Consider the following 18,995-nt stretch of genomic DNA (forward strand, 5'->3'; position numbering starts at 1 on the left):
GAAGCCAGGCGAGTTGCGGAGTCTCTGCCGGACTTCGGGTGAGCTGCTATCGGTGGACGATAGTCACACCATCATCTAATTGCGATGAAGTGAATACTGTAAGTTCTCGATTCTCCACTTGGATCAACATAAGAAATTTATTATGCTGGGGTGAGCTGGCAGATAGTGATTGTTCCAGAGGTCCGTGACTGGCTGCATGAACTACGGAGGGTGGATCGACAGACGCTCTTGCTGATCGCTGCGGCTTTGGACCGGATCGCTGAGGAAGGTCCTGGGTTGGGGCGGCCGTTGGTGGATACGCTTCAGGGGTCGACCATCCGCAATCTCAAGGAGCTTCGGCCTGGATCCAGTGGGCGGAGCGAGGTGAGGCTGCTCTTCGTCTTCGCCCCCTGGCGTCAGGCCGTCTTCTTGGCCGCCGGAGACAAGTCCAGCGACTGGAATGGATGGTATGACGTGGCGATCAAAACTGCGGAAGTGCGTTTCGCTCGGTATGTCGAGGACCGGTACATCGAGGAGGGGGAGCGATGAGCGATCAGGCGGTGACGTGGGAGGAACTGCGTGCCGAGCTTGTCCGGACGGGTGACGAGCATGAGGTCGCCCGGTTCCGTGACGAACTCGTGGCCCGTCAGCGTGCCTATCAGCTTGCTGAGGCGAGGCGCGAGCTTGGCCTGCGGCAGGAAGACGTCGCTCGGGCGATGGGGGTGTCGCAGGCGCGTGTCTCACAGATCGAGAACGGAACGATCAGCGAGGTGGCCACCCTGGCCGCTTACGTGACCGCGCTCGGTGGGCAGCTCAAGATCGTCGCTGACTTCGGTGACTCGGTCATGCTGCTCGACGCTCCTCGCGGTCGCCGTACGGGGTGATCGTGCCGGTGGGTTTCGCGGTCTTGGCGTGCCCCGGTCTCTCGTGCCACATCAGGCAACGTTTGCCCTGTCGACGACGGCGCGTAGGCGTCGGTCGTCGGCGTGGCGGTTTCGCCAGATGATGTAGCGGCGGATCATGCTGTCCTGTTCCTTGTGGTCGACGTGGTCGGTCCCATCGAGGGTGAAGTAGCGCAGTGCGGTGAACTGGGCTTCGATCCGGTTGAGCCAGGAGGAGTTCGTCGGTGTGCAGGCGATCTCGAAGTTGTTCGCTGCGGCCCAGGTGCCCACGCGCTAGCACTTCTTCGTGGTCAGGTGCGGGGAGAAGTTGTCGCAGACGATCGCGATCCGTACCGTCGGTGGGTAGAGGGGGCGGAGGTAGCGGTAGAACTCCAGGAACTGGGTGCGTCGCTTGACGGGTTTGATGTGGCCGTAGAGCTTGTCCCGGGTCAGGTCGAGGGCTGCGAACAGGTGCCGTACTCCGCCGTAGCGGTTGTAAGTTGCCCGCCGCCGCCGTCGGGGTTCACGGTCGGGGTCCTTGTATTTGACGCCGCGCTCGGCCCACTGCCGGCCGGGGTGGGGCATCAGGTTGAGCGGCCCGAATTCGTCCATGCAGAAGACAACATCGGGCTCACCGTCCTCGGGTATGACCTCTCCGTCGGCGATCGAGTAGAGGTGCTCGACTCGGGCCTTCTTGGCCGCGTAGTCCGGATCGCGGGAGGTCTTCCAGGTCTTCAGGCGTTGAAAGGACACGCCTTCCTCACGGAGCAGGATGCGCAGGCCCTCGTGGCTGATGTCGTCGACCACCCCCTCGGCGACCAGGAAGTCCGCCAGCTTGGTCAGACTCCACGCTGAGAACGGCAGGCCGTGCTCGGTCGGCTTCGACTTGGCAGTCTTCTTGATCTCTCGCCGCTCGGGCAGTGTGAACGTCCTGGGCCGGCCGCCGGAGTACTTCGGATAGAGCGAGTCGAACCCGTCGGTGTTGAAGTTGTGGATCACGTCCCTGACCCGGTCCGGGCTGGTGAACGACACCTCGGCGATCCGTCCCACCGGCATGCCCTGCGCGGACAGCAGCACCGTCTGGGCCCGTCGCCAGGTCACCACCGACCCCGTGCCCCTGCGGATGATCCGCAGCAGCCTCTGCCCCTCGCCATCATCAATCTCACGTAACCGCACCGGTGTGGCCATGGCCGCATACTCGCTGGTTTTCGGAGCGGCGTCGTAGCAGCATGTGCACAAAATACCTAGACAGAGCATGTCTTATCGGCCTGAATCATCACCGAAGGAACACATGGACACCGATTTCGACAACCCCGCCTGGCACTACGGACCGCTGGCAACCCTGTTCTACGAGCTCGACAAGCCGATCGGCACCTCGTTCGGAGATGTCGAGTTCTACGCCGACCGTCTGCGGAACGTGACTGGCCCCGTACTGGAACCCGCCGTGGGCACCGGCCGCATCCTGATCCCCCTGCTTGAACAGGGAATGACCGTCCGCGGCTACGACACCTCGGCCTCCATGCTGGAGCAGTGCCGCGCCAACTGTGCCCGGCGAGGCCTGAAGGCCGACGTGTTCGAGGGCGACATGACCAAGCATCACGATCCCGGAGCCTTCGAAGCGATCGTGATCCCCACCGGCTCCTTCGCCCTGCTTGCCGACCGTGACAGTGCGCAGACCGCGCTCACCGCTATGCACGACAACCTGGCTCCGGCGGGCCGGCTGATCGTCGACATCGAACCGCCCTCCACCAGCACAGCCCCGGATGCCGGCCCCGTACCCCACCAGTGGAACGGAAGCGATCTCCTTACCCTCACTACCTGGCGCATGCATGTGGACCCGGTGGCCCAGCGCACCACCCGCTGGCTCCGCTACGAAGCCTGGAAGGACGGCACCCTGACGCGCACCGAGCTCCAGATCTTCTCCCTGCTGTGGTTCGGACTGTCCGAATTCACAGCCATGCTGCACCAGGCGGGCTTCACCCACGTCGTCGTCCATGGCGGGTACCGGACAGGCAGCGCACCAACCGCGGCAGACGACATCTGGACCTTCGAGGCTACCCGCGCATAGCGCGCTGCCCACCATTCACCCCCGGGCAAACGTTGCCTGATACGGCACTCGCCGAGGTCTCAGTCGTACAGGTGGTCGAGGCTCACGAGGTCGACGTCGCCGTGGTCGGCCGTCTGGAGGAGTTCGGTGGTGAAGCCCGAGCCCGAGTAGCACACAAGACGGGTTCGCGAGGTGTCGCACCGGTCGCTCCGGCCGATGAGATCGCGGATGCGCCGGAGCCGTTCCAGGTGCCCGGTCCCCATGGTCTCTTCCCATTTGACCTCGCCGATCGCAAGTAGGGGCGGCTTTCCGCCGTCGATGTGTCCCACGACCGCCACGTCCACCTGGTGAGTGGTCCGGTTGGCGGGATCGTTGACGGTCCCGGCGGTCACCTGGACGGGCCAGCCGCCGAAACGGTCCTCCGCGAAGTGGAGCGTCCAGTCCCGGCACAACTGCTCGAAGTGCGGCCCCAGCACGTTCCGGTGAACCTTTGGCGGGCGCGCTGCCAGATCCTGTCGGTGGCCGTGGCGCGCATGAGCTGTGGCCAGAAGGGGCGCATCATCGCGTGGTAGAAGGTGAGCAACGGCTCCCTGATCCGGAAGTCGGTGCGGTTGCCGTGGAAGGCGTCGGTCTCCCGCGCGATGAGCCCGGCGTCCTCCAGGACCGTCAGCGGGTGGGACAGCTCATTGCTCTTGCGGCCGACGTATCCGGCGATCCCGCCGCGTCTGCTGTTGCCCTCGGCGATGGCGCTGAGCACCGAGTGGTAGAGGGCGGTGTCTCGCAGGGTGGGCTCCTCGGCCAGGAGATACCGCGCCTCCAGGAACATCGGGCTGCCGGGGGACAGGATGGCCCGCACGACCCAGTCGTCGAAGTCGTCCAGACCTCGGGGCGCGTCCGGCGACGGCTCGCCGTCAACACCGTCGAGAGGTCCCCAGGTGGTAGCCGTGCTTTCACGGGTGGCGGTTCGGGCGTTCATTCGAGCATCGTCCGCGCCGGACGAGCCGAACGGTGGCCCGGTGTGAGTGATCGATCGCTCTTTGTTATTTTCGGGGTGGGAGCGCCATGGGTGCCTGCGGGGGCAGGGCGTCGATCATGGGGGCGTGGGGGAGTGGGCGGTGGATCGTCTCGGGGGCAAGGTCGTGATCATCACCGGGGCCGGCAGCGGCATCGGCAAGGCCGCGGCCGAGTTGATGTGTCGTGAGGGGGCGAGCGTCCTCGTCGCGGACTACGACGGTGCCGCCGCGGGGGCCGTGGCCGACGGCATCCGGGACGGCGGTGGCCGTGCCGTGCCGTACGCGGTCGACGTGACGGACGACGACTCCGTCGCGGCCATGGTGGAGGCCGCGGTGCGGGAGTACGGGCGGCTGGACGTGCTGTGCAACCACGTGGGAGGGACCGATCCGCGCAAGGACCTCGACCTGCTCCGCATGGACATGGCCGAGTTCCAGCGGGCCGTCGACCTCAACGTGCGCAGCACCCTGACCGGGTCGCGACACGCCCTGCCGCACCTGATCGACGCCGGGGGCGGATCCATCGTCAACACCGCCTCCGTCGGGGGGCTGCTGGGCGACTCCCTGCAGACCGCCTACGGCGCGGTGAAGGCGGCGGTGATCAACATCACCAGATATGTCGCCGTGCAGTACGGCCCGCGGGGTGTCCGCTGCAACGCCGTCGCCCCCGGGGCGGTGATGACCCCGGCCCTGCGGGACAACCTTCCCGCCGAGGCGATCGAGAGGCTGGAGGGGCACAACGCGCTGCCGTACCTCGGCACCCCCGAGGACATCGGCAACGTCATGCTCTTCCTGGCCTCGGAGGAGTCGCGCTACATGACGGGCCAGGTGCTCGTGGTGGACGGCGGGATGACCTGCCAGGCGCCGACCGCGCCGGACCGCAGGGACCTGCTCCCTCCGGGATGACTCTCTCCCGGGGTGATCGCCGTACGGGGTGGAGCCACGGGGGCCACGGGGCCACGGGGGCCACGGGATGACCGCCGTACGGGGTCGCGCGGGTCAGGGGTCGAGAAGGTCGGTTCTGGAGCGCTTGCCGAGTTTCCTGAGCGTGCGGGCGACGTGCTGCTCGACCGTGCGGGGGGACAGGAACAGCACCTCGGCGATCTCGCGGTTGGTCCGTCCCCGCGCCAGCAGCCTGGCCACGTCCTCCTCGCGGGGCGACAGCACGTCGCCGTATCCTCGCCGTCCCCTGCGGGAGGGTTTGACGGTGCCGTGGCTGCGCAGCCGGTGCCTGCAGCGGTCGGCGTCGCGCGTCGCGCCCATCTCGGTGAACCTGTCGGCCAGCGCGGACAGCTCCTCGGTGGCGTCGGTGAGCTCGGTGGCATCAGTGGCCTCAGTGGCCTCAGTGGCGTCAGTGGCCTCGGTGGATTCGGTGGATTCGCCGCCCTCGGCGGGGCCGGAGGCCTCGGCGCCGTCCAGGCGGCACAGCGCGACCTGTTCGGCGGCCAGCGCCTCGTAGTACGGCGCGGACATCCGCAGGTAGTTCCGCCGGGCGCGGTCGTAGTGTTCCAGCGCCGCGGCCAGGTCCCCCTCGGTTCGGGCCAGCCGCCCCCGGGCCATCTCCAGCGCGGCCGTCGCCATCGGCGCGTCCTTTCCGGCGATGCCGCGCTGGAGCTCGTCGGCGAGCTTCTCCGCGTCGCCGGTACGGCCGCACTCCACGAGGGCGTCGACCGCCACGGGGACCAGCTCCCCCGCCCAGGACCAGATCCCCTTGGCCCGCGCCAGCTCCAGGCCGCGGTCGGCCTCGGCGGCGGCGAGCACGTGGTCTCCCTGGGAGAGCCGGAGCCTGGCCAGGGCCGCGAAGCCCCCGATGGTGACGGGGGTGATGGAGTCGCGCGGTGTTTCGACGCCGGTCGCCGCGAGCCAGTCCTCCGCCTCCCGCCACTCGCCGCGGACGATCGCGAGCGAGCCGAGGACGAGCGACAGCTCGCTGACCACCGGGAACAGGTCGTGGTACTGGTCGAGAAAGTCGGCGGTGCGGTCGGCCAGGCCGTGCCACTCGCCCATGAACCAGGCGAGCCTGGCCTGGGTCGCGCGCGCGGTGCTCACGACGAACGGCGCCCCCACGTCGATCGCCATCCGCACTCCCTTCTCCAGCAGCGTCTTCGCCTGCCGGTAGTGGCCGGTGCAGGTGCAGGCGTCCGCCATGTTGCAGTGCACGCGGGCGAGGTGGTGCTGCTCGCCGGTGGACAGCGGCGGTTCCGGCGAGAGGAAGGACAGGTCCCGCAGGATGCTCGGGTCCCCGGTGTGCAGCAGGGACGACAGGTGGTTGGCCACCAGGGACAGGCGCACCTCGCCCTCCGACGCCGCTATCAAACCCCGCAGCCGCTCCCGCCACGGCATGAGCTCCGCCAGCGGTATGGCGCCGTAGAACGGCTGCGCCAGTATGGACACCCCTCTGGCGAGCAGCCCGGGGCGTTCCCCCAGCTCGCCCAGGGCCGTCTCGATCACGGCGCGTCCCGCCTCCAGGCCGCCGATCTGCCGCACCATGAGCATTCCCAGGAAGAATCGCACCTCGCCCCGCGCGGTGGTCGACAGCCGGGGGTCGCTCAGCAGCCACTCCAGGGTCGCGACCGGGTCGTACTGGTCGAGCCCGGTGTGCGCGACCCGGCCGAGCTTGACCGCCAGCCGGTCGACGTCCTCCGGGGCCAGCCCGGGGGTCTTCAGCAGGCGCTGCAGCAGGTGGGTGGTGGTCGAGACGTCGCCGACCTGCGCCGCCAGGTCGGCGGCCTCCTCGCCGTAGCGCAGCGCCTGCGCGGCGTCCCCCGCCCGGTGGCTGTGGTCGGCCATCTGTACCACGGGCCTGGGGACGCGGCGTTCGAGCGCCCGCAGCGCTCGGGCGTGCAGCCGCCTCCTGTCGTGTCCGGGGAGGACGTCGTAGACCGCCTGCCGGGCGAGCGGGTGGCGGTAGCCGTACAGGCAGTCGTCGACCTCGTACAGCACCCCGTTGCCCAGCGTGGACGTCAGCGCCACGTGGCCGCGGTGCTCGGTCAGCCCGGCGACCTCGCGAAGCAGCTCCACGCCCGTCGGCACGCCGAGGACGGCCGCGGCCTGCGCCAGCCGGACCGCGGCCAGGGGCATGCCGGCCAGACGTTCCGCCATCGCCTCGCGCAGCAGTACCGGCACCTCGACGTTCTCCAGCAGTTGCTTGGCCCTCGTGCCGTCGAGGTAGCCCGTCCCGGCGGACCTGCGCAGGGCCCGCAGTGTCTCCTCGACGACGAACGGGATGCCCGCGGTGCGCTCGTACAGCTTCGCGGCGAACTCCGTCGAGATGGGACTCCTACCGAGGAGGGCGGAGGCCAGGGCGCGCACCTGGGCGCCGTCCAGCGGGCGCAGATCCACCAGCACGCTCGCCGCGTCGGGAGGCGGGCGGTAGGCGCTTCCCAGCGGCACCCCGCCGGGCACGTCCTCGCGCCGGTAGGTGACCACGATCGAGAGGGTGCGCGGCAGGTCGGCCATCAGGAAGCGGAGCAGGTGCCGTGAGCCGTCGTCGGCCCAGTGCAGGTCCTCCACGACGAGCAGCGCCGGCCCGATCTCGGACAGCAGTTCCCTGATCGCGCGGAACAGCCGGTGACGCTCCGACCTCGGGTCGCCCGTCGGCTCCGGTGTCTCCGGCAGGTACTCCGACAGCTCGGGCAGTGGAGCGCGCAGTACGCCGGTGACGGGGCTCAGCCGGTTCCGGTCGACGAGGGGGACGCCGGGGGAGGCGGGGGAGAGAGGATCCGGTGGACGGTGGAGGCCACCCAGCGCCTCCAGCACCGCGCCGTAGAGAAAGGGCTCCCGTGGCGACCGGCAGCGGCCCAGCATGACGCGCAGATGCCCGAGCTCGGGCCGTGCGAGCAGCTCCCGCACCAGCCTGGTCTTGCCGACTCCCGCCTCTCCCTCGATCATCGCCACGGCCGGCTGTCCGGAGAGCGCCGCCGTCAGAACCTCCAGCTCGGACTCGCGCCCGACGAACACCGGCGAGGCCGTTCCCGCCGGAACGGACGCCTCGTGCCTCGGAGCTGTGACCATTGCATGCTCCTGTCCCGCTTTGCCCTGCCGCATCGCGTGGAGTGAAAAGCGTAGGTCAACTCATTCGGGATGTGAATATCGCAATTTCCCCATGAACACGTATCCCTACGTAGGGGTCTACGGATTGTTTGGTGCTGGGTCATGGACGGATGGTGCTTACATACGGCGCGGCCGGTCGCTCCCCCGGCCCGCGCCGGAACCCACGGCGGGGCACCGCGGCGGGGACACGCGGCACGGCGAGGACACGCGGCACGGTGAGGACGTCGCGGCAGGGACACGGCGAGAACATGACGACGAGGACACGGCAGGCCATGAAGGTGCAGCGGCAACCCCGTCCATGTGTGTTCCTGGAGGGCGAGTGCATGGAGACGACGTCCGCGCGCTGGGCCACCTGCTGGGCCAGGTGCTGGACCGCGCGCTGGGACGCACGCTGGGCCGACCGCTGGGAGGCGGTGCGTCCGGTGGGCCTGCGGAGTTTCGCGGGCCGGGCCTCCTCGGTGTCGGAGGCCCGGGGATGGGTGCGTGGTCTGCTGACGGGCGGGATCGCGGAGGGCGCGCTGGACGACGTCGTGCTGCTGCTGAGCGAGGTGGTCACGAACGCCGTCGTGCACTCCGAATCCGGGCGTCGCGAGGACGGTCTGGTGACGGTCCGGATCGGCGTGGGGCGCGGCGTGGTCCACGTCGAGGTGATCGACGCGGGATCGGCCGCGAGCGTGCCCACCGTGCGCGGTGTGGACGCCGAGCGTGTGGGTGGGCGGGGCCTGTTCCTGGTCGATCTGCTGGCGGTCGACTGGGGGGTGCGTCACAGTGACACGGGCGGCGCGGTCTGGTTCCAGGTCGGTTACGGTCTGCCCGGGGGAGGCGGTGCCGCGCTGACCTCCCGCGAGACGCCGCGGCACCGCGCGGGGTAGCGGGGTGGCGGGAGAGCGGTTTCCGGGTGTTCCGGGTGTTCCCGGCGTCCTCGTGCTTTCGTACATGTCGAATGTCATGGTCCCGTGCGCAGAATGTCATGATTTCGTACACTGAATGTATTAATTTCGATATCACACACACGTTTCCCTGAAATACCAGGTTTGTCACCTTATCGATATTTAAGTTGCCCTTGATTCTGTTTCCCCGGAACGTGCCTGTGACGGATGCGATGCCTGCGCGGGGAGGCGGTGCCATGCGGGGGCCCACGGCATTGGTGTTTCGGCGTGCCCTCAGCGAGCCTCTGCTGCTGTTCGCGGCCTTCGGTGCGATTCTGCTCGCCACCACCACGCTGGTCGGGCTGAGCGTGTACGCCACCTCGATGGTCGACGCGGGCGTCCGCCGTACCCTGGGGGCGATCCCGATCGGGACCTCGGGAGCGGTGGTCAACGCGCCGCTGCACGCCGACTCCTTCGCCACGATCGCCCTGGCCGCCTACGTGCTCGTCGCCGTGCTCGTCGCCCTGGTGACCGGCGGGGCCGACCGTGCCGGTGCCCTGATCCACCTGCGCGCCCTGGGACTGTCACAGGCCCAGGCCCGCCGCCTGACCGTGCTGGAGATCTCCCCGATGATCGTGCTCACCGCCGTGGCCGGGCTGCTGCTCGGTCTCGCGCTGCCCGCCGTACTGGGGCCGGGCGTCGACCTCAGCTCCTACACCGGGGGCCTCGCCGTCGAGGCCTACCCGGCCGACCTGGTCACACCGGTCCTGCTGGCGGCGGAGAACGTCGGCGTGCCGATGCGGCTCACCCGGACCCCGGTGGCCGAGCGAGAGGAGCGCGTCCGCATGCTGCTGTCGCTCGTCGGCCTGGCCGACCACGCCGACCAGCGCCCGTACGAGCTCTCCGGAGGCCAGCGGCAGCGGGTGGCCATCGCCCGCGCGCTGGCCAACCGTCCCCGCCTGCTGATCGCCGACGAGCCGACCGGCCAGCTGGACTCGCGGACCGGCCGGCAGATCATGGGGCTGATCCGCGCCGTGGTCCGAAGTGAAGGTGTGACCGCGCTGGTCGCCACCCACGATCCCGCCCTGATCACCCTGGCCGACCGGGTCCTGGAGCTGCACGACGGCGTGCTGAACACGGCCGGAACCCCCTCCCCGGTCTGATCCGGCCGGTCAGGGCATGTGGACGACGCGGAGGAAGGCGGGGAGCAGCCAGGGGCGTCGTCCGCGGATGGTCACCTTGCCGCTGAGCAGGGCCCGCGGCTTGCTGACGCGGCCGAACATCATCAGGTTGAACGTCACCGGGTCGAAGGACAGGCGCACATCCGGCCCGGGGCCCGGCTCCTCGACCGTCACCTTGCCGTGGTGCAGCACCAGCGTCACGGGGGTGGTGTACGCGGAGTGGAACTCCACCGCGATGCGGCGGCCGGACACGGGCTGTCCCGTCTCCAGCAGCCGTCCCGAGTCGTGGCGGACGACCCCGACCATGAACAGCTCGAAGAAGAAGGCGGCGTCCCTGGGCGTCATCGGCCACGGCCTGCCCAGGACGCGGGCCAGGTCGTAGCCGTGGATCATCAGCTCGTTGAGCAGGTGGGCGAGCACCCCGGCGACGGGGACCTGGGAGCCGCCGAGCCAGGAGATCGGCCGGCTCGGCTCGAAGTCCTCGGTCGTCCGCAGGACCTCGTCGATGTGGGCGCGCAGCAGGTCGGCGAGCGTCCGGGGGTCCCGTTCGGCGAAGTCGCGCAGTGTCAGGTCGTTGAACGAGTCGATGTCGTCGACGGTGATGTCGCCGAGGCGCCCTTCGAGGGCGGGGATCGGGATCGGGACGTCCCGCGGCCGTAGCAGGGAGGTGTACAGCCAGGCGACGACGGTCAGATGGGCGGCGGTCTCGGCCACGGACCAGCCCGGGGTCACCTCGGCGCGGGGATCGGGCGCGGAGGAGACCATCTCGGCGAACCGGTCGCCGGTCTCCCGGACCGAGGAGCGTACTGTCTTCCACTGGTCGTGCGTGATGGGCGCGGCCACGCTTGCCTCCACGGAGCCTTTCGACAGGTTTCAGAAGACGGGAATATGGGGGCGGTGAAGCGTTTCCGGCGGGCCCGGCCTGCGCCTTTGTGTGAACTCCTGCTCTTCCCGGCGGGCGGGGGACGGCCGAAAACACAGCCACGTTAACACTTTATTACGGCGCCGTGGTCGGCCGGATGCGCACCGCATTCCGGGAAATCGATCGCCTCGGCCGTCTCGTTTTCGTGGGGGCCGGTCCGGTGATTCTCGGGCCCGTTTCCGGGATGGCCGGAATCCGGAACGCCACCTTTCCGGAAACAGGGATTCTCGGAATCCGCCGGCCCGGGAGGCCGCCGTGCGCGGCGGGAGCCGGGGAAGTGGGAAGTCAGGGGCCCGTGGGGCGAGGGGGAGGGGTGGGCTCCGTCTCTCGCGGGCCGTCCGCGCCGCGCGTCGCCGTCCGTCGTGAGCGAGGCGACGTCCGTGCCGAACAAGGCGACGTCCGTGGTGAGCGCGACAAAAATGCCGGGAAGTCGGTGGTCGAATCACCGGGAGAGCGATTCCCCGTTCGAAATCCGGTGTCGTGCGTGTTCGAGACCAGGTGATCCGTCCGAAGCGCCGAATGTCAACCGCATCTCTAAAACAGCGCAATTTAGAAGATGCGCCGCCGGGTTTCAGTGGTGATGATCGGCTAACGAATTGGCGCGGGGGAGTTCGAGTTTTTGGTGGCACATGTCATGAAATATGGGGGATTGTCGGTTTTGGGGTTTCTGGCCCGCCCCTGGCCCGTTCCCGGCCGTCGTACTCGCCAAGCAGCGACCGCCCGTAGTCCACGTTGGAGGTTTGACCCTTGGTATCTCATTCACACCCGGGCACCTCGCTCGACACACCGGCACCGGACCGGCTGAGCGTCGTCACCCCGGTGGCCGGGCAGGCGGGGCGGTGCGGCGCGGTGCTGCGAGTGGATCGGGACCATCCGTTCTTCTTCGACCACCCCCTCGACCACGTCCCGGGAATGCTGCTGGTGACCGGGCTGCTGGAGCTGGTGCGAACCCGCGCGGACCTGTCTCCCGGGACGTGCGGCGACGGCCGGATCCGGCTCTCGCTGACGTTCGTGAGGATGTGCGAGCTCGACGGCAGGGTCGTCCTGCTCGCCGATCCCCCCGCGCCCGGTGGCTGCGCCTGGACGGTCCGGGCCGTGCAGGACGACGTCACGGTGTGCTCCGGCACCGTCGAGCCGCTCGACGGCCGCCGGGAGCCGCAGGCGCCGCCGTACCCTCCCGGGCGCGACCTGCCGGTGACACCGGTCGCGCGGGACCTGGTGCACCGCGTGGACCCGCGGAACGTGCTGGTCGGCGAGCCCGTGATCTCCGGGAGGGCGTACGACGCCTCCCTGCTCTCCCCGCCTTCCGGGCACTTCCTGCTGCGGCGGAGCGAGGAGTACCACGGTGCCGAGGAGATGATCGAGGCGGGACGGCAGCTGCTGACCGTGGCCAGTCACCTGACGCACGGGCGGCCCCGCGACACGATGATGGTCTGGCTGGACGTGACGGCCGACCTGCCCGCCCGGCCGCCCCGCTCCGTCCCGCTGGCGCTGCACTGGCCGGTACGGCCCGCCCGCGGCAACTTCGGGACCTTCGGCTTCACCCTGGTGACCCGGGACTCCGGCCGGCCGCTCGGCTCGCTGTCCTACGGCACCCGGTGTCTCACCCCGGCCGCCTACCGCAGGCTTCGCCGGAACGGGGGGCGGGCGTGAGCGAGACGTCGTCCTCCGGGCTCCCGGCACCGGCCGTGACGCGGGCGTGGACCGTCCACATCACGTCGGTGCTGTTCCTCGTCGCAGTGGTACTCAACGTCCTCGGGCTGATCCTGCATCTCGGCCGGGCCGGTGAGCCGCCGCACCTGTTCGCCGCCGTGTTCGTCGTGGCCAACCTGGTGTGGCTGGTGCTGGAAACGCCGATCACCTTCCGCAGGCCGTCCGCGCCGCCCCGCGAGGTGTCCACCCTGATGACCTACGGGATCGCCCGCATGGCCACGGTCGGCGCCGCCGTCCTCGGGCCGCTCCCCTGGCAGCGCCTGTCCCCGGCGGCGGCCCTGCCCGTCCTGCTCTTCCTGGGCGGCGTGCTGCTGCGCCTGGTCGCGATGCGGGTGCTCGGGCAGTTCTACTCGCACCACGTGATCCGCCGCGACGACCACGTGATCGTCCGTACCGGCCCCTACCGGCTGATCCGCCACCCGGCCTACGCCGGGATGCTGCTGGGGCACGTGGGCCTGGTGCTGTTCTTCCTCAACTGGGCCAGCGTGCCGCTGCTGGTCGTCCTGGCCTTCGCCATCGGCCGGCGGATCCGCGTCGAGGAGCGGGAACTGCTGGCGATCCCGGCCTACCGCGAGTACGCGGCCGGTCGGCCCCGTCTCGTCCCCGGGGTGTGGTGAACGTGACCACGCCACCCGACCTGACCTGCGACGAGTTGCTGACCACCACCCGGGCGGTGCGCCGCGGGCTGGACGAGACGAGGCCGGTGGACCTGGAACTGGTCAAGGAGTGCCTGCGGATCGCCCTGCAGGCCCCCAACGGCTCGAACCGGCAGAGCTGGCGCTGGATCGTCCTGACCGACCCCGCCCTGCGGGCCCGGGTCTCCGACGTCTACCGCCGGGCCTTCCACGACCGCACCGGCCCGGCGCTGGAGCGCCTCGACGGGGCGGAGCCGTCCGCGCGCCGGATGCTGACCGACGCCCGCGACCTGGCCGAGCGGCTGCACCGGATACCGGTGCTGGTCATCCCCTGCCTGGAGCTGGACGACGAACGGCTGCCCGAGGGCAACCAGGCGGGGGTGTGGTCCTCGCTGCTGCCGGCCGCGTGGAGCTACGCGCTGGCCGCGCGCTCCCGCGGCCTGGCCACCGCCTGGACGACGGTCCACCTGGACAGGGAGGGGGAGGTCGCCGAACTGCTCGGCCTGCCGCCGACCGTGCGCCAGGGCGGCCTGCTGCCCACCGCCCACAGTCTCAGGACCGGGTTCCGGCCGGGCCCGCGTCTGCCGCTGGAGGAAGTCCTGCACGTCGACGGCTGGAACGGCGAGATCCTCTCGGAGGCGCGCCCATGACATCGGTGACGCGGTCGCTCGTCAGGGGAGCCGGTCTCCTCGACGCGGCGAGGGTGGGGAACAAGTTCGCCCGCCTGGAGTCGATGCGGCTGGCCGGGTTCCCCGTGCCGCCGCTGTACTGCCTGTCGGCGGAGGCCTTCGAGCAGGTCACCCGGCGGATCCGCGACGGCCTGCCGGTCGTGCCCCCGCCCGGCGACGTCGAGGCGGTGCGGGCCTGGGGCAAGGCCGCCGCCGCGGAGGTGGCCCGGCTGACCGTGCCGAAACGGGTCGCCGAACGGGCGCTCGCCGCGTTCGACGAGGTGGTCGGGGCCGGCGGGCTGGCGGCCGTACGGGCGTGCGTGGTGCCGGTGGCGGGCGGGCCCGGTGAGGACGACGCCGCCGATCCGTTCGCCGGGATGAGCGACAGCTTCCTGTACGTGCCGCGCGAGGACCTGCTGGCCAGGATCGTGGACTGCTGGGCCTCGGCCTACAAGCCGGAGGCCGTGCTGTACCGCCTGCGCGGGGGCGGCGATCCCCGCGCCGCGAGCGTCGCGGTCGGCGTGCAGCGCATGGCGCCCGGCACCCGTTCCTTCGTGGCCTTCACCCGCGATCCGCGCGACGGCGCGAACCGGTACGTGATCGCCGCCGCGCACGGCATCGGCGAGGGCGTGGTGCAGGAGAAGGCCGACGTGGACCACTTCTTCGTCGGGCCGGACACCGGGTGGGTACGCGCCGAGGTGGTGCGCAAGCACCGGATGGTCGGCCCGCCCGCGCCGGACGGTCCCGGCGGACCGGCGCCTTCGGACGTGCCGCCCGAGCTGGCCGAGGCACCGGTGCTCGACAGGGAGCAGATCAGGCGCGTCGTCGCGGTGGCGGCCAGGATCGAGCTGCACTTCGGCTGCCCGCAGGACATCGAGGGCACCTTCACCGCGGACGGGGACCTGCACGTGGTCCAGGCCAGGCCCATGGTGACCGCGGCGCGGCCCCCGGAACCGGACCTCGCCGCCCGCCCCGCCCACCGAGATCTCCCCGGCCCCTCCGGTGCTTCCGGTGCTTCCGGTCCTTCCGGTTCCTCCGGGCGGCGGGTGCCGTGGAGCAACCACAACATCACCGAGAGCTATCCCGGCGTGTCCGGTGCGCTGACCTACTCGCTGGCCCGTGACTTCTACCGGTGGATCTTCACCGACCTGTACCGGCGGATGGGCGTCTCCGAGCGGAGCCTGCGCCGCAACGCGCACCACCTCGACCGGATGGTCGGCATGCTCGACGGCCGGATCTTCTACCGGCTGGACGCCTGGTACGCGCTGCACGGCCAGATGCCGGCCTTCGAGTTCATCAGGGGGTGGTGGGGGCACTCGATGGGGCTGACGGAGGACCCCCGTTCCGTCCGGCCGCGCCCCGGATGGCGGCTGCGCGCGCTGTGGGCGGCCCCGGGGCTGGTCCGCGGGGCGCTGGCCCATCCGGCCGCCGTCCGTGACTTCCTGCGCTGGTGGGACCGGACCGCGGCGGCGGCGACCGAGGAGATCGACCGCCGCGGGCCGGAGGAGCTGGTGGTCTTCTACCGGCGGCTGTGGGCGCAGGTCGCGGTGCACTGGGGGATCACCCTGACCAACAGCGTCTTCAGCTTCCTGGTCGCGGGCGCGCTGGACGGGCTGTTGCGCCGGTGGGCGGGTCAGGGAGGCGGCGCCCTGATGCTCGGCCTGCTCTCCGGCGGTCCCGACAACCGTTCGCTGGCCGCGCTGCGGTCGGCGATCGCGCTGGCCGAGTCGATCAACACCGACGAGCGGGTGCGCGAGCAGGTGCTGGGCGCCGAGCGGCCCGACGCCGCACGCGAGGTGTGGGGACGGCTGGTGACCGGGTGGTACGGCACCGCGCTCGCCGAGGCGGCGACCGAGCACCTGCGCCGCTACGGTGACCGCGCCGCCGGTGATCTCAAACTGGAGGAGCCGACGCCCCGCCAGCGGCCGTGGATGGTGCTGGACATGGTGCGGCCCCTCGTCAGGCAGCGCCGTACGGTGGCCGGGAGCCGCGCCGAGGAGTGGCGGGTCCGCCGGGGAGCCGAGCGGGAACTGCGCGCGCACTGCCGTGGTCCGCTGCGCCGTACGGTGCTGCGGACGCTGGCCGCCGCGCTGCGCGCCCTCACCAAGGCGCGGGAGGACACCCGCTTCTGCCGCACCGAGCTGTACGGCCTGTCCCGCCGGGTGCTGTTCCGGCTGGGCGCGGAGCTGGCCGAGGCGGGCCACCTCGACCACGCGGACGACGTCGTCGACCTGACCGTGCAGGAGGTGCTCGGCGCCTTCGAGGGGACGCTGCCCGGGTCGGCCCTGCGCCCGCTGGCCGCGCACCGCCGCGCGGAGCGGGAGCGCTACGCCACGCTGCCGGTTCCGCCGTCGCGCCGGTTCACCGCCGCCGGTGTCGCCCTGGCCACGCCGTGGCTGGGGACGGGAGCGGATGCCGGGAACGCCACGGGCGTCCCGGACACCGTGGACGCCCTGAACATCGGAGGCGGCACGGAGACCACGGACGCGGGAGGCGCCCGGGGCTCCGGGCACCGGCTGTTGCGCGGGCTGGCCTCCAGCACCGGGGTCGTGCGGGCCCGCGCCAAGGTGGTGCTGCACCCCTCGGTGCCGCCCGAGTCCTGTCAGGACCGGATCCTGGTCGCCCGCGAGACCGATCCCGGGTGGCTGTTCCTGATGACCGCGGCCAAGGGCCTGGTGGTCGAGCGCGGCACCCTGCTGTCCCACACCGCCATCACGGGCCGGCTGCTCGGGGTGCCGACCGTCGTCGCGGTGCCCGGCGCGACCACCCGCATTCCCGACGGCGCCCTGATCGAGCTGGACGGCGCCGCGGGCACCGTGCGCATCCTGGAGGACGAACGATGATGATCACCCGGCTGGGCCGTTACGTCCTCGGCAGCTACCCCCCGGCGTTCTACCTGCCCTACGCGGTGAGCTGGGCCCTCGGGGTGACGGCGCTGTTCACCCTGGCCGACCCGCGCGTCACCGGCTGGAGCCTGGACGGCGGCGCCCTGGTCGCGGCGCTGACCTTCGTGATCGACCTGCTGCTCATGCGGGCCGTCGACGACATCCGGGACCTGGACTACGACCGCGAGCACAACCCCGGACGGCCGCTGCCGAGCGGCGCGGTGCGGGTCTCCGACCTGACGGTGCTCATCGCGGTGGGCGCCGCGGCCGCGCTGGTGCTCAACGCGGGCCGGGGCGTCGCCCTGGTCGCGCTGGCCGTACAGCTCGGCTACGCGATCCTGCTGCTGGTCGTCGACCGCGGGTGGAACTGGCCGCCGGGGGACGCCGTGGGGCTCGGCGCGCTGGTCAGCTTCCCGGTGCAGGTGCTGCTCAACCTCTACCTCTATGCCGGGGTGCTGCACCGGACGGGGCTGACCCCGAGCCTGCTCGCCGTACCGGTGCTGGTGACGGTCAGCGCGGCGTTCCTGCACCTGGAGTTCGGCCGCAAGGTCACCCGTGATCTCCGCCCGGGTGAGCGCAGCTACGTCGTCCTGTGGGGTGCGCAGCGGACCGCCGTGATCGCGGTGGCCTGCGCCGTGCTCTCCGTGACCCTGACCCTGGTGCTGACCCGCCCCTGGGGGCGGGGACCCGGCGTCGCGCCGTGGGGGTGGCTGGCGGTGCTCCCGCTCGCCTTCGCCGCCTTCGGCGCCTACCGGTTCTGGCGGGCGCGGACCGTCCGCTGGCCGCTGCTGCCCGCGGTGCTGTTCCTGCTGACCTGCTTCCTCGGCTACCTGGTCGTCGCCCTGCTCGGAAAGGACCTCGCATGACCGGCACCGCGCCGCGCCGCTTCCCCTTCCCGGAGGGGCCGGACGTCCGCCCGCCCCGGGAGTACGAGGAACTGCTCGGCCGTCCCGGGCTGCCCGCCGTGACGTTGTCCAACGGCAGTGACGCGCTGCTGGTCACCCGGTACGCCGAGGTCAGGGCGGTGCTGTCCGACGACCGCTTCAGCCGCGCCTCCTTCGCCGGCCGGCCCATGTTCGCCCGCACCCCCGAGTCGCTGGCGCTGGCCACGAGCGACCCGCCGCTGCACACCCGCAGGCGCCGCGCCGTCCTGCAGGCCTTCACCGCGCGCCGGGCCAGGGAGCAGACGCCCTGGCTGCGCGCGCTGGCCGACGACCTGCTCGACGAGCTGGCGACGCGCGCCCGGCCTGCCGACCTGGTGGAGGCGTTCACCGTGCCGTTCGCGCTGCGCGCCATCACCGAGATGCTCGGCGTCCCGGCGGCCGACCGGGCCCGGCTGCGCCCGCTGGTGGACAGGATGATGTCCGCCGGCCGCTTCGCCCCCGAGGAGGTCGCCGCCGCGCACGAGGAGGCGGGACGCTACTTCGCCGGCCTGGTCGCGCTCAGGCGGGCCGAGATCGCCAGGGGGGAGGCGGGCCGGGACCTGCTGACCGAGCTGCTGACCGCGCCCGAGCCCGAACGGCTGAGCCTGAAGGAGATCGAGGTGTTCGGCGCGGGCCTGCTGATGGCCGGCTACGAGACGACCGGCAACCAGCTCGCCATGTGCGCGCTGACGGTGTTCGGCGACCCGGCCCTGGCCGACCGGCTGCGCGCGCGGCCGGACGCGCTGGCCCCCGCCGTCGAGGAGATGCTGCGGTGGAGCTCGCTGGTCGCCACCGGCGGCGCGCCGCACGTCGCGACCGAGGACGTACGGCTCGGCGAGACCCTGGTCCACGCGGGCCAGGTGGTGGTGCCGCTGACCGACGCCGCCAACCGGGACCCGGCCGTCTTCGCCGATCCCGGGCGGTTCGCCCCCGGCCGCGAGGACAACCCGCACGTGGCCTTCGGGCACGGCAGGCACTTCTGCCTCGGCGCGCACCTGGCCAGGGCCGAACTCCACGTGGGGCTGGGGGCGCTGCTCCGCCGGTTCCCCGATCTGGCGGTCGCCGTACCGGCCGGTGAGCTGGTCTGGCGCAGGGGCATGTTCATCCGGGGGCTGCGGGAGCTGCCGGTCCGCTGGTCGGTCGCGCTCGGCTGGGAGGCGTGACGTGCGGCCCGACGGGGTGTTCGCCGCCGGGGAATCGTTTTCCCCCGCCGGGAATCGTCCGTGCCC

18 protein-coding genes are annotated in these 18,995 nt (G+C 71.2%); 12 read left to right on the forward strand and 6 right to left on the reverse strand.

All coding sequences use genetic code 11. The features are described 5' to 3' along the window. Positions 1–150 precede the first annotated feature (150 nt). Together AB0N02_RS41645 and AB0N02_RS41650 are read left to right on the forward strand one after the other, a co-directional pair. Positions 151–528: a type II toxin-antitoxin system RelE/ParE family toxin gene (locus tag AB0N02_RS41645; protein ID WP_363959115.1), complete on the forward strand. Its 378-nt coding sequence runs from the start codon at positions 151–153 to the stop codon at positions 526–528. Continuing rightward, positions 525–863, forward strand: a complete 339-nt coding sequence (locus AB0N02_RS41650; protein WP_363959117.1) for a helix-turn-helix transcriptional regulator — start codon at positions 525–527, stop codon at positions 861–863. Before AB0N02_RS41645 ends, AB0N02_RS41650 begins: the two co-directional genes overlap by 4 nt. A gap of 51 nt (positions 864–914) precedes the next feature. Here the strand turns inward: AB0N02_RS41650 and AB0N02_RS41655 are convergent, their stop codons facing one another. Next, positions 915–1,151: a hypothetical protein gene (locus AB0N02_RS41655; RefSeq protein ID WP_363959119.1), complete on the reverse strand. Its 237-nt coding sequence runs from the start codon at positions 1,149–1,151 to the stop codon at positions 915–917. A gap of 3 nt (positions 1,152–1,154) precedes the next feature. Further along, on the reverse strand, positions 1,155–2,048 hold the full coding sequence (locus AB0N02_RS41660) for an IS630 family transposase (protein ID WP_363959121.1): 894 nt from the start codon (positions 2,046–2,048) through the stop codon (positions 1,155–1,157). A gap of 103 nt (positions 2,049–2,151) precedes the next feature. Between AB0N02_RS41660 and AB0N02_RS41665 the strand changes: the two genes are divergently transcribed. Further along, positions 2,152–2,928 (forward strand): class I SAM-dependent methyltransferase, encoded by a 777-nt coding sequence (locus tag AB0N02_RS41665; RefSeq protein WP_363959123.1) that lies wholly within the window; start codon positions 2,152–2,154, stop codon positions 2,926–2,928. A 59-nt stretch (positions 2,929–2,987) separates the two neighbouring features. Here the strand turns inward: AB0N02_RS41665 and AB0N02_RS41670 are convergent, their stop codons facing one another. Both AB0N02_RS41670 and AB0N02_RS41675 read right to left on the reverse strand, forming a co-directional pair. Then, a complete protein-coding gene (locus tag AB0N02_RS41670) occupies positions 2,988–3,299 on the reverse strand; it encodes a hypothetical protein (RefSeq protein ID WP_363959125.1) in 312 nt (103 codons plus the stop codon). Then, positions 3,296–3,883 carry a hypothetical protein gene (locus AB0N02_RS41675; RefSeq protein WP_363959127.1) on the reverse strand — a complete coding sequence of 196 codons (588 nt, stop codon included), beginning with the start codon at positions 3,881–3,883 and terminating at the stop codon, positions 3,296–3,298. The genes AB0N02_RS41670 and AB0N02_RS41675 overlap by 4 nt, the downstream gene beginning before the upstream one ends. 139 nt (positions 3,884–4,022) lie before the next feature. Between AB0N02_RS41675 and AB0N02_RS41680 the strand changes: the two genes are divergently transcribed. Beyond that, positions 4,023–4,823 carry an SDR family NAD(P)-dependent oxidoreductase gene (locus AB0N02_RS41680; protein WP_363959130.1) on the forward strand — a complete coding sequence of 267 codons (801 nt, stop codon included), beginning with the start codon at positions 4,023–4,025 and terminating at the stop codon, positions 4,821–4,823. Between the two features lie 93 nt (positions 4,824–4,916). Here AB0N02_RS41680 and AB0N02_RS41685 read toward each other — a convergent pair whose 3' ends face one another. Beyond that, positions 4,917–7,931 carry an AAA family ATPase gene (locus AB0N02_RS41685; RefSeq protein WP_363959133.1) on the reverse strand — a complete coding sequence of 1,005 codons (3,015 nt, stop codon included), beginning with the start codon at positions 7,929–7,931 and terminating at the stop codon, positions 4,917–4,919. Between the two features lie 287 nt (positions 7,932–8,218). Between AB0N02_RS41685 and AB0N02_RS41690 the strand changes: the two genes are divergently transcribed. Both AB0N02_RS41690 and AB0N02_RS41695 read left to right on the forward strand, forming a co-directional pair. Next, a complete protein-coding gene (locus AB0N02_RS41690) occupies positions 8,219–8,842 on the forward strand; it encodes an ATP-binding protein (RefSeq protein ID WP_363959136.1) in 624 nt (207 codons plus the stop codon). Positions 8,843–9,096: 254 nt separating this feature from the next. Then, the gene (locus AB0N02_RS41695; protein WP_363959139.1) at positions 9,097–10,002 is read left to right on the forward strand and encodes an ATP-binding cassette domain-containing protein; all 906 of its coding nucleotides are present in this window, start codon (positions 9,097–9,099) and stop codon (positions 10,000–10,002) included. 9 nt (positions 10,003–10,011) lie between these two features. Here AB0N02_RS41695 and AB0N02_RS41700 read toward each other — a convergent pair whose 3' ends face one another. After that, positions 10,012–10,863, reverse strand: a complete 852-nt coding sequence (locus AB0N02_RS41700; protein WP_363959142.1) for a maleylpyruvate isomerase family mycothiol-dependent enzyme — start codon at positions 10,861–10,863, stop codon at positions 10,012–10,014. 826 nt (positions 10,864–11,689) lie between these two features. Here AB0N02_RS41700 and AB0N02_RS41705 point away from each other — a divergent pair. The 6 genes from AB0N02_RS41705 to AB0N02_RS41730 are packed head-to-tail and all read left to right on the forward strand — an operon-like array spanning position 11,690 to position 18,929. Continuing rightward, positions 11,690–12,595 (forward strand): AfsA-related hotdog domain-containing protein, encoded by a 906-nt coding sequence (locus AB0N02_RS41705; RefSeq protein WP_363959145.1) that lies wholly within the window; start codon positions 11,690–11,692, stop codon positions 12,593–12,595. Beyond that, positions 12,592–13,272 (forward strand): isoprenylcysteine carboxylmethyltransferase family protein, encoded by a 681-nt coding sequence (locus tag AB0N02_RS41710; protein WP_363959148.1) that lies wholly within the window; start codon positions 12,592–12,594, stop codon positions 13,270–13,272. The genes AB0N02_RS41705 and AB0N02_RS41710 overlap by 4 nt, the downstream gene beginning before the upstream one ends. A gap of 2 nt (positions 13,273–13,274) precedes the next feature. Then, a complete protein-coding gene (locus AB0N02_RS41715; protein WP_363959150.1) occupies positions 13,275–13,940 on the forward strand; it encodes a nitroreductase family protein in 666 nt (221 codons plus the stop codon). Further along, positions 13,937–16,801 carry a PEP/pyruvate-binding domain-containing protein gene (locus tag AB0N02_RS41720; protein WP_363959153.1) on the forward strand — a complete coding sequence of 955 codons (2,865 nt, stop codon included), beginning with the start codon at positions 13,937–13,939 and terminating at the stop codon, positions 16,799–16,801. Before AB0N02_RS41715 ends, AB0N02_RS41720 begins: the two co-directional genes overlap by 4 nt. Next, positions 16,798–17,709, forward strand: a complete 912-nt coding sequence (locus tag AB0N02_RS41725; protein WP_363959156.1) for a hypothetical protein — start codon at positions 16,798–16,800, stop codon at positions 17,707–17,709. The genes AB0N02_RS41720 and AB0N02_RS41725 overlap by 4 nt, the downstream gene beginning before the upstream one ends. Then, positions 17,706–18,929: a cytochrome P450 gene (locus AB0N02_RS41730; RefSeq protein ID WP_363959159.1), complete on the forward strand. Its 1,224-nt coding sequence runs from the start codon at positions 17,706–17,708 to the stop codon at positions 18,927–18,929. The genes AB0N02_RS41725 and AB0N02_RS41730 overlap by 4 nt, the downstream gene beginning before the upstream one ends. Positions 18,930–18,995 lie beyond the last annotated feature (66 nt).

The sequence above is a fragment of the Streptosporangium sp. NPDC051022 genome (assembly GCF_040683035.1).
In the GTDB taxonomy this organism is placed as follows: Bacteria; Actinomycetota; Actinomycetes; order Streptosporangiales; family Streptosporangiaceae; genus Streptosporangium.

Coding starts and splice junctions, on each gene's coding strand:
- AB0N02_RS41650 (WP_363959117.1), top strand. CDS start 525: ATGAGCGATCAGGCGGTGACGTGGGAGGAACTGCGTGCCGAGCTTGTC.
- AB0N02_RS41660 (WP_363959121.1), bottom strand. CDS start 2,048: ATGGCCACACCGGTGCGGTTACGTGAGATTGATGATGGCGAGGGGCAG.
- AB0N02_RS41665 (WP_363959123.1), top strand. CDS start 2,152: ATGGACACCGATTTCGACAACCCCGCCTGGCACTACGGACCGCTGGCA.
- AB0N02_RS41675 (WP_363959127.1), bottom strand. CDS start 3,883: ATGAACGCCCGAACCGCCACCCGTGAAAGCACGGCTACCACCTGGGGA.
- AB0N02_RS41685 (WP_363959133.1), bottom strand. CDS start 7,931: ATGGTCACAGCTCCGAGGCACGAGGCGTCCGTTCCGGCGGGAACGGCC.
- AB0N02_RS41690 (WP_363959136.1), top strand. CDS start 8,219: ATGACGACGAGGACACGGCAGGCCATGAAGGTGCAGCGGCAACCCCGT.
- AB0N02_RS41695 (WP_363959139.1), top strand. CDS start 9,097: ATGCGGGGGCCCACGGCATTGGTGTTTCGGCGTGCCCTCAGCGAGCCT.
- AB0N02_RS41720 (WP_363959153.1), top strand. CDS start 13,937: ATGACATCGGTGACGCGGTCGCTCGTCAGGGGAGCCGGTCTCCTCGAC.
- AB0N02_RS41725 (WP_363959156.1), top strand. CDS start 16,798: ATGATGATCACCCGGCTGGGCCGTTACGTCCTCGGCAGCTACCCCCCG.
- AB0N02_RS41730 (WP_363959159.1), top strand. CDS start 17,706: ATGACCGGCACCGCGCCGCGCCGCTTCCCCTTCCCGGAGGGGCCGGAC.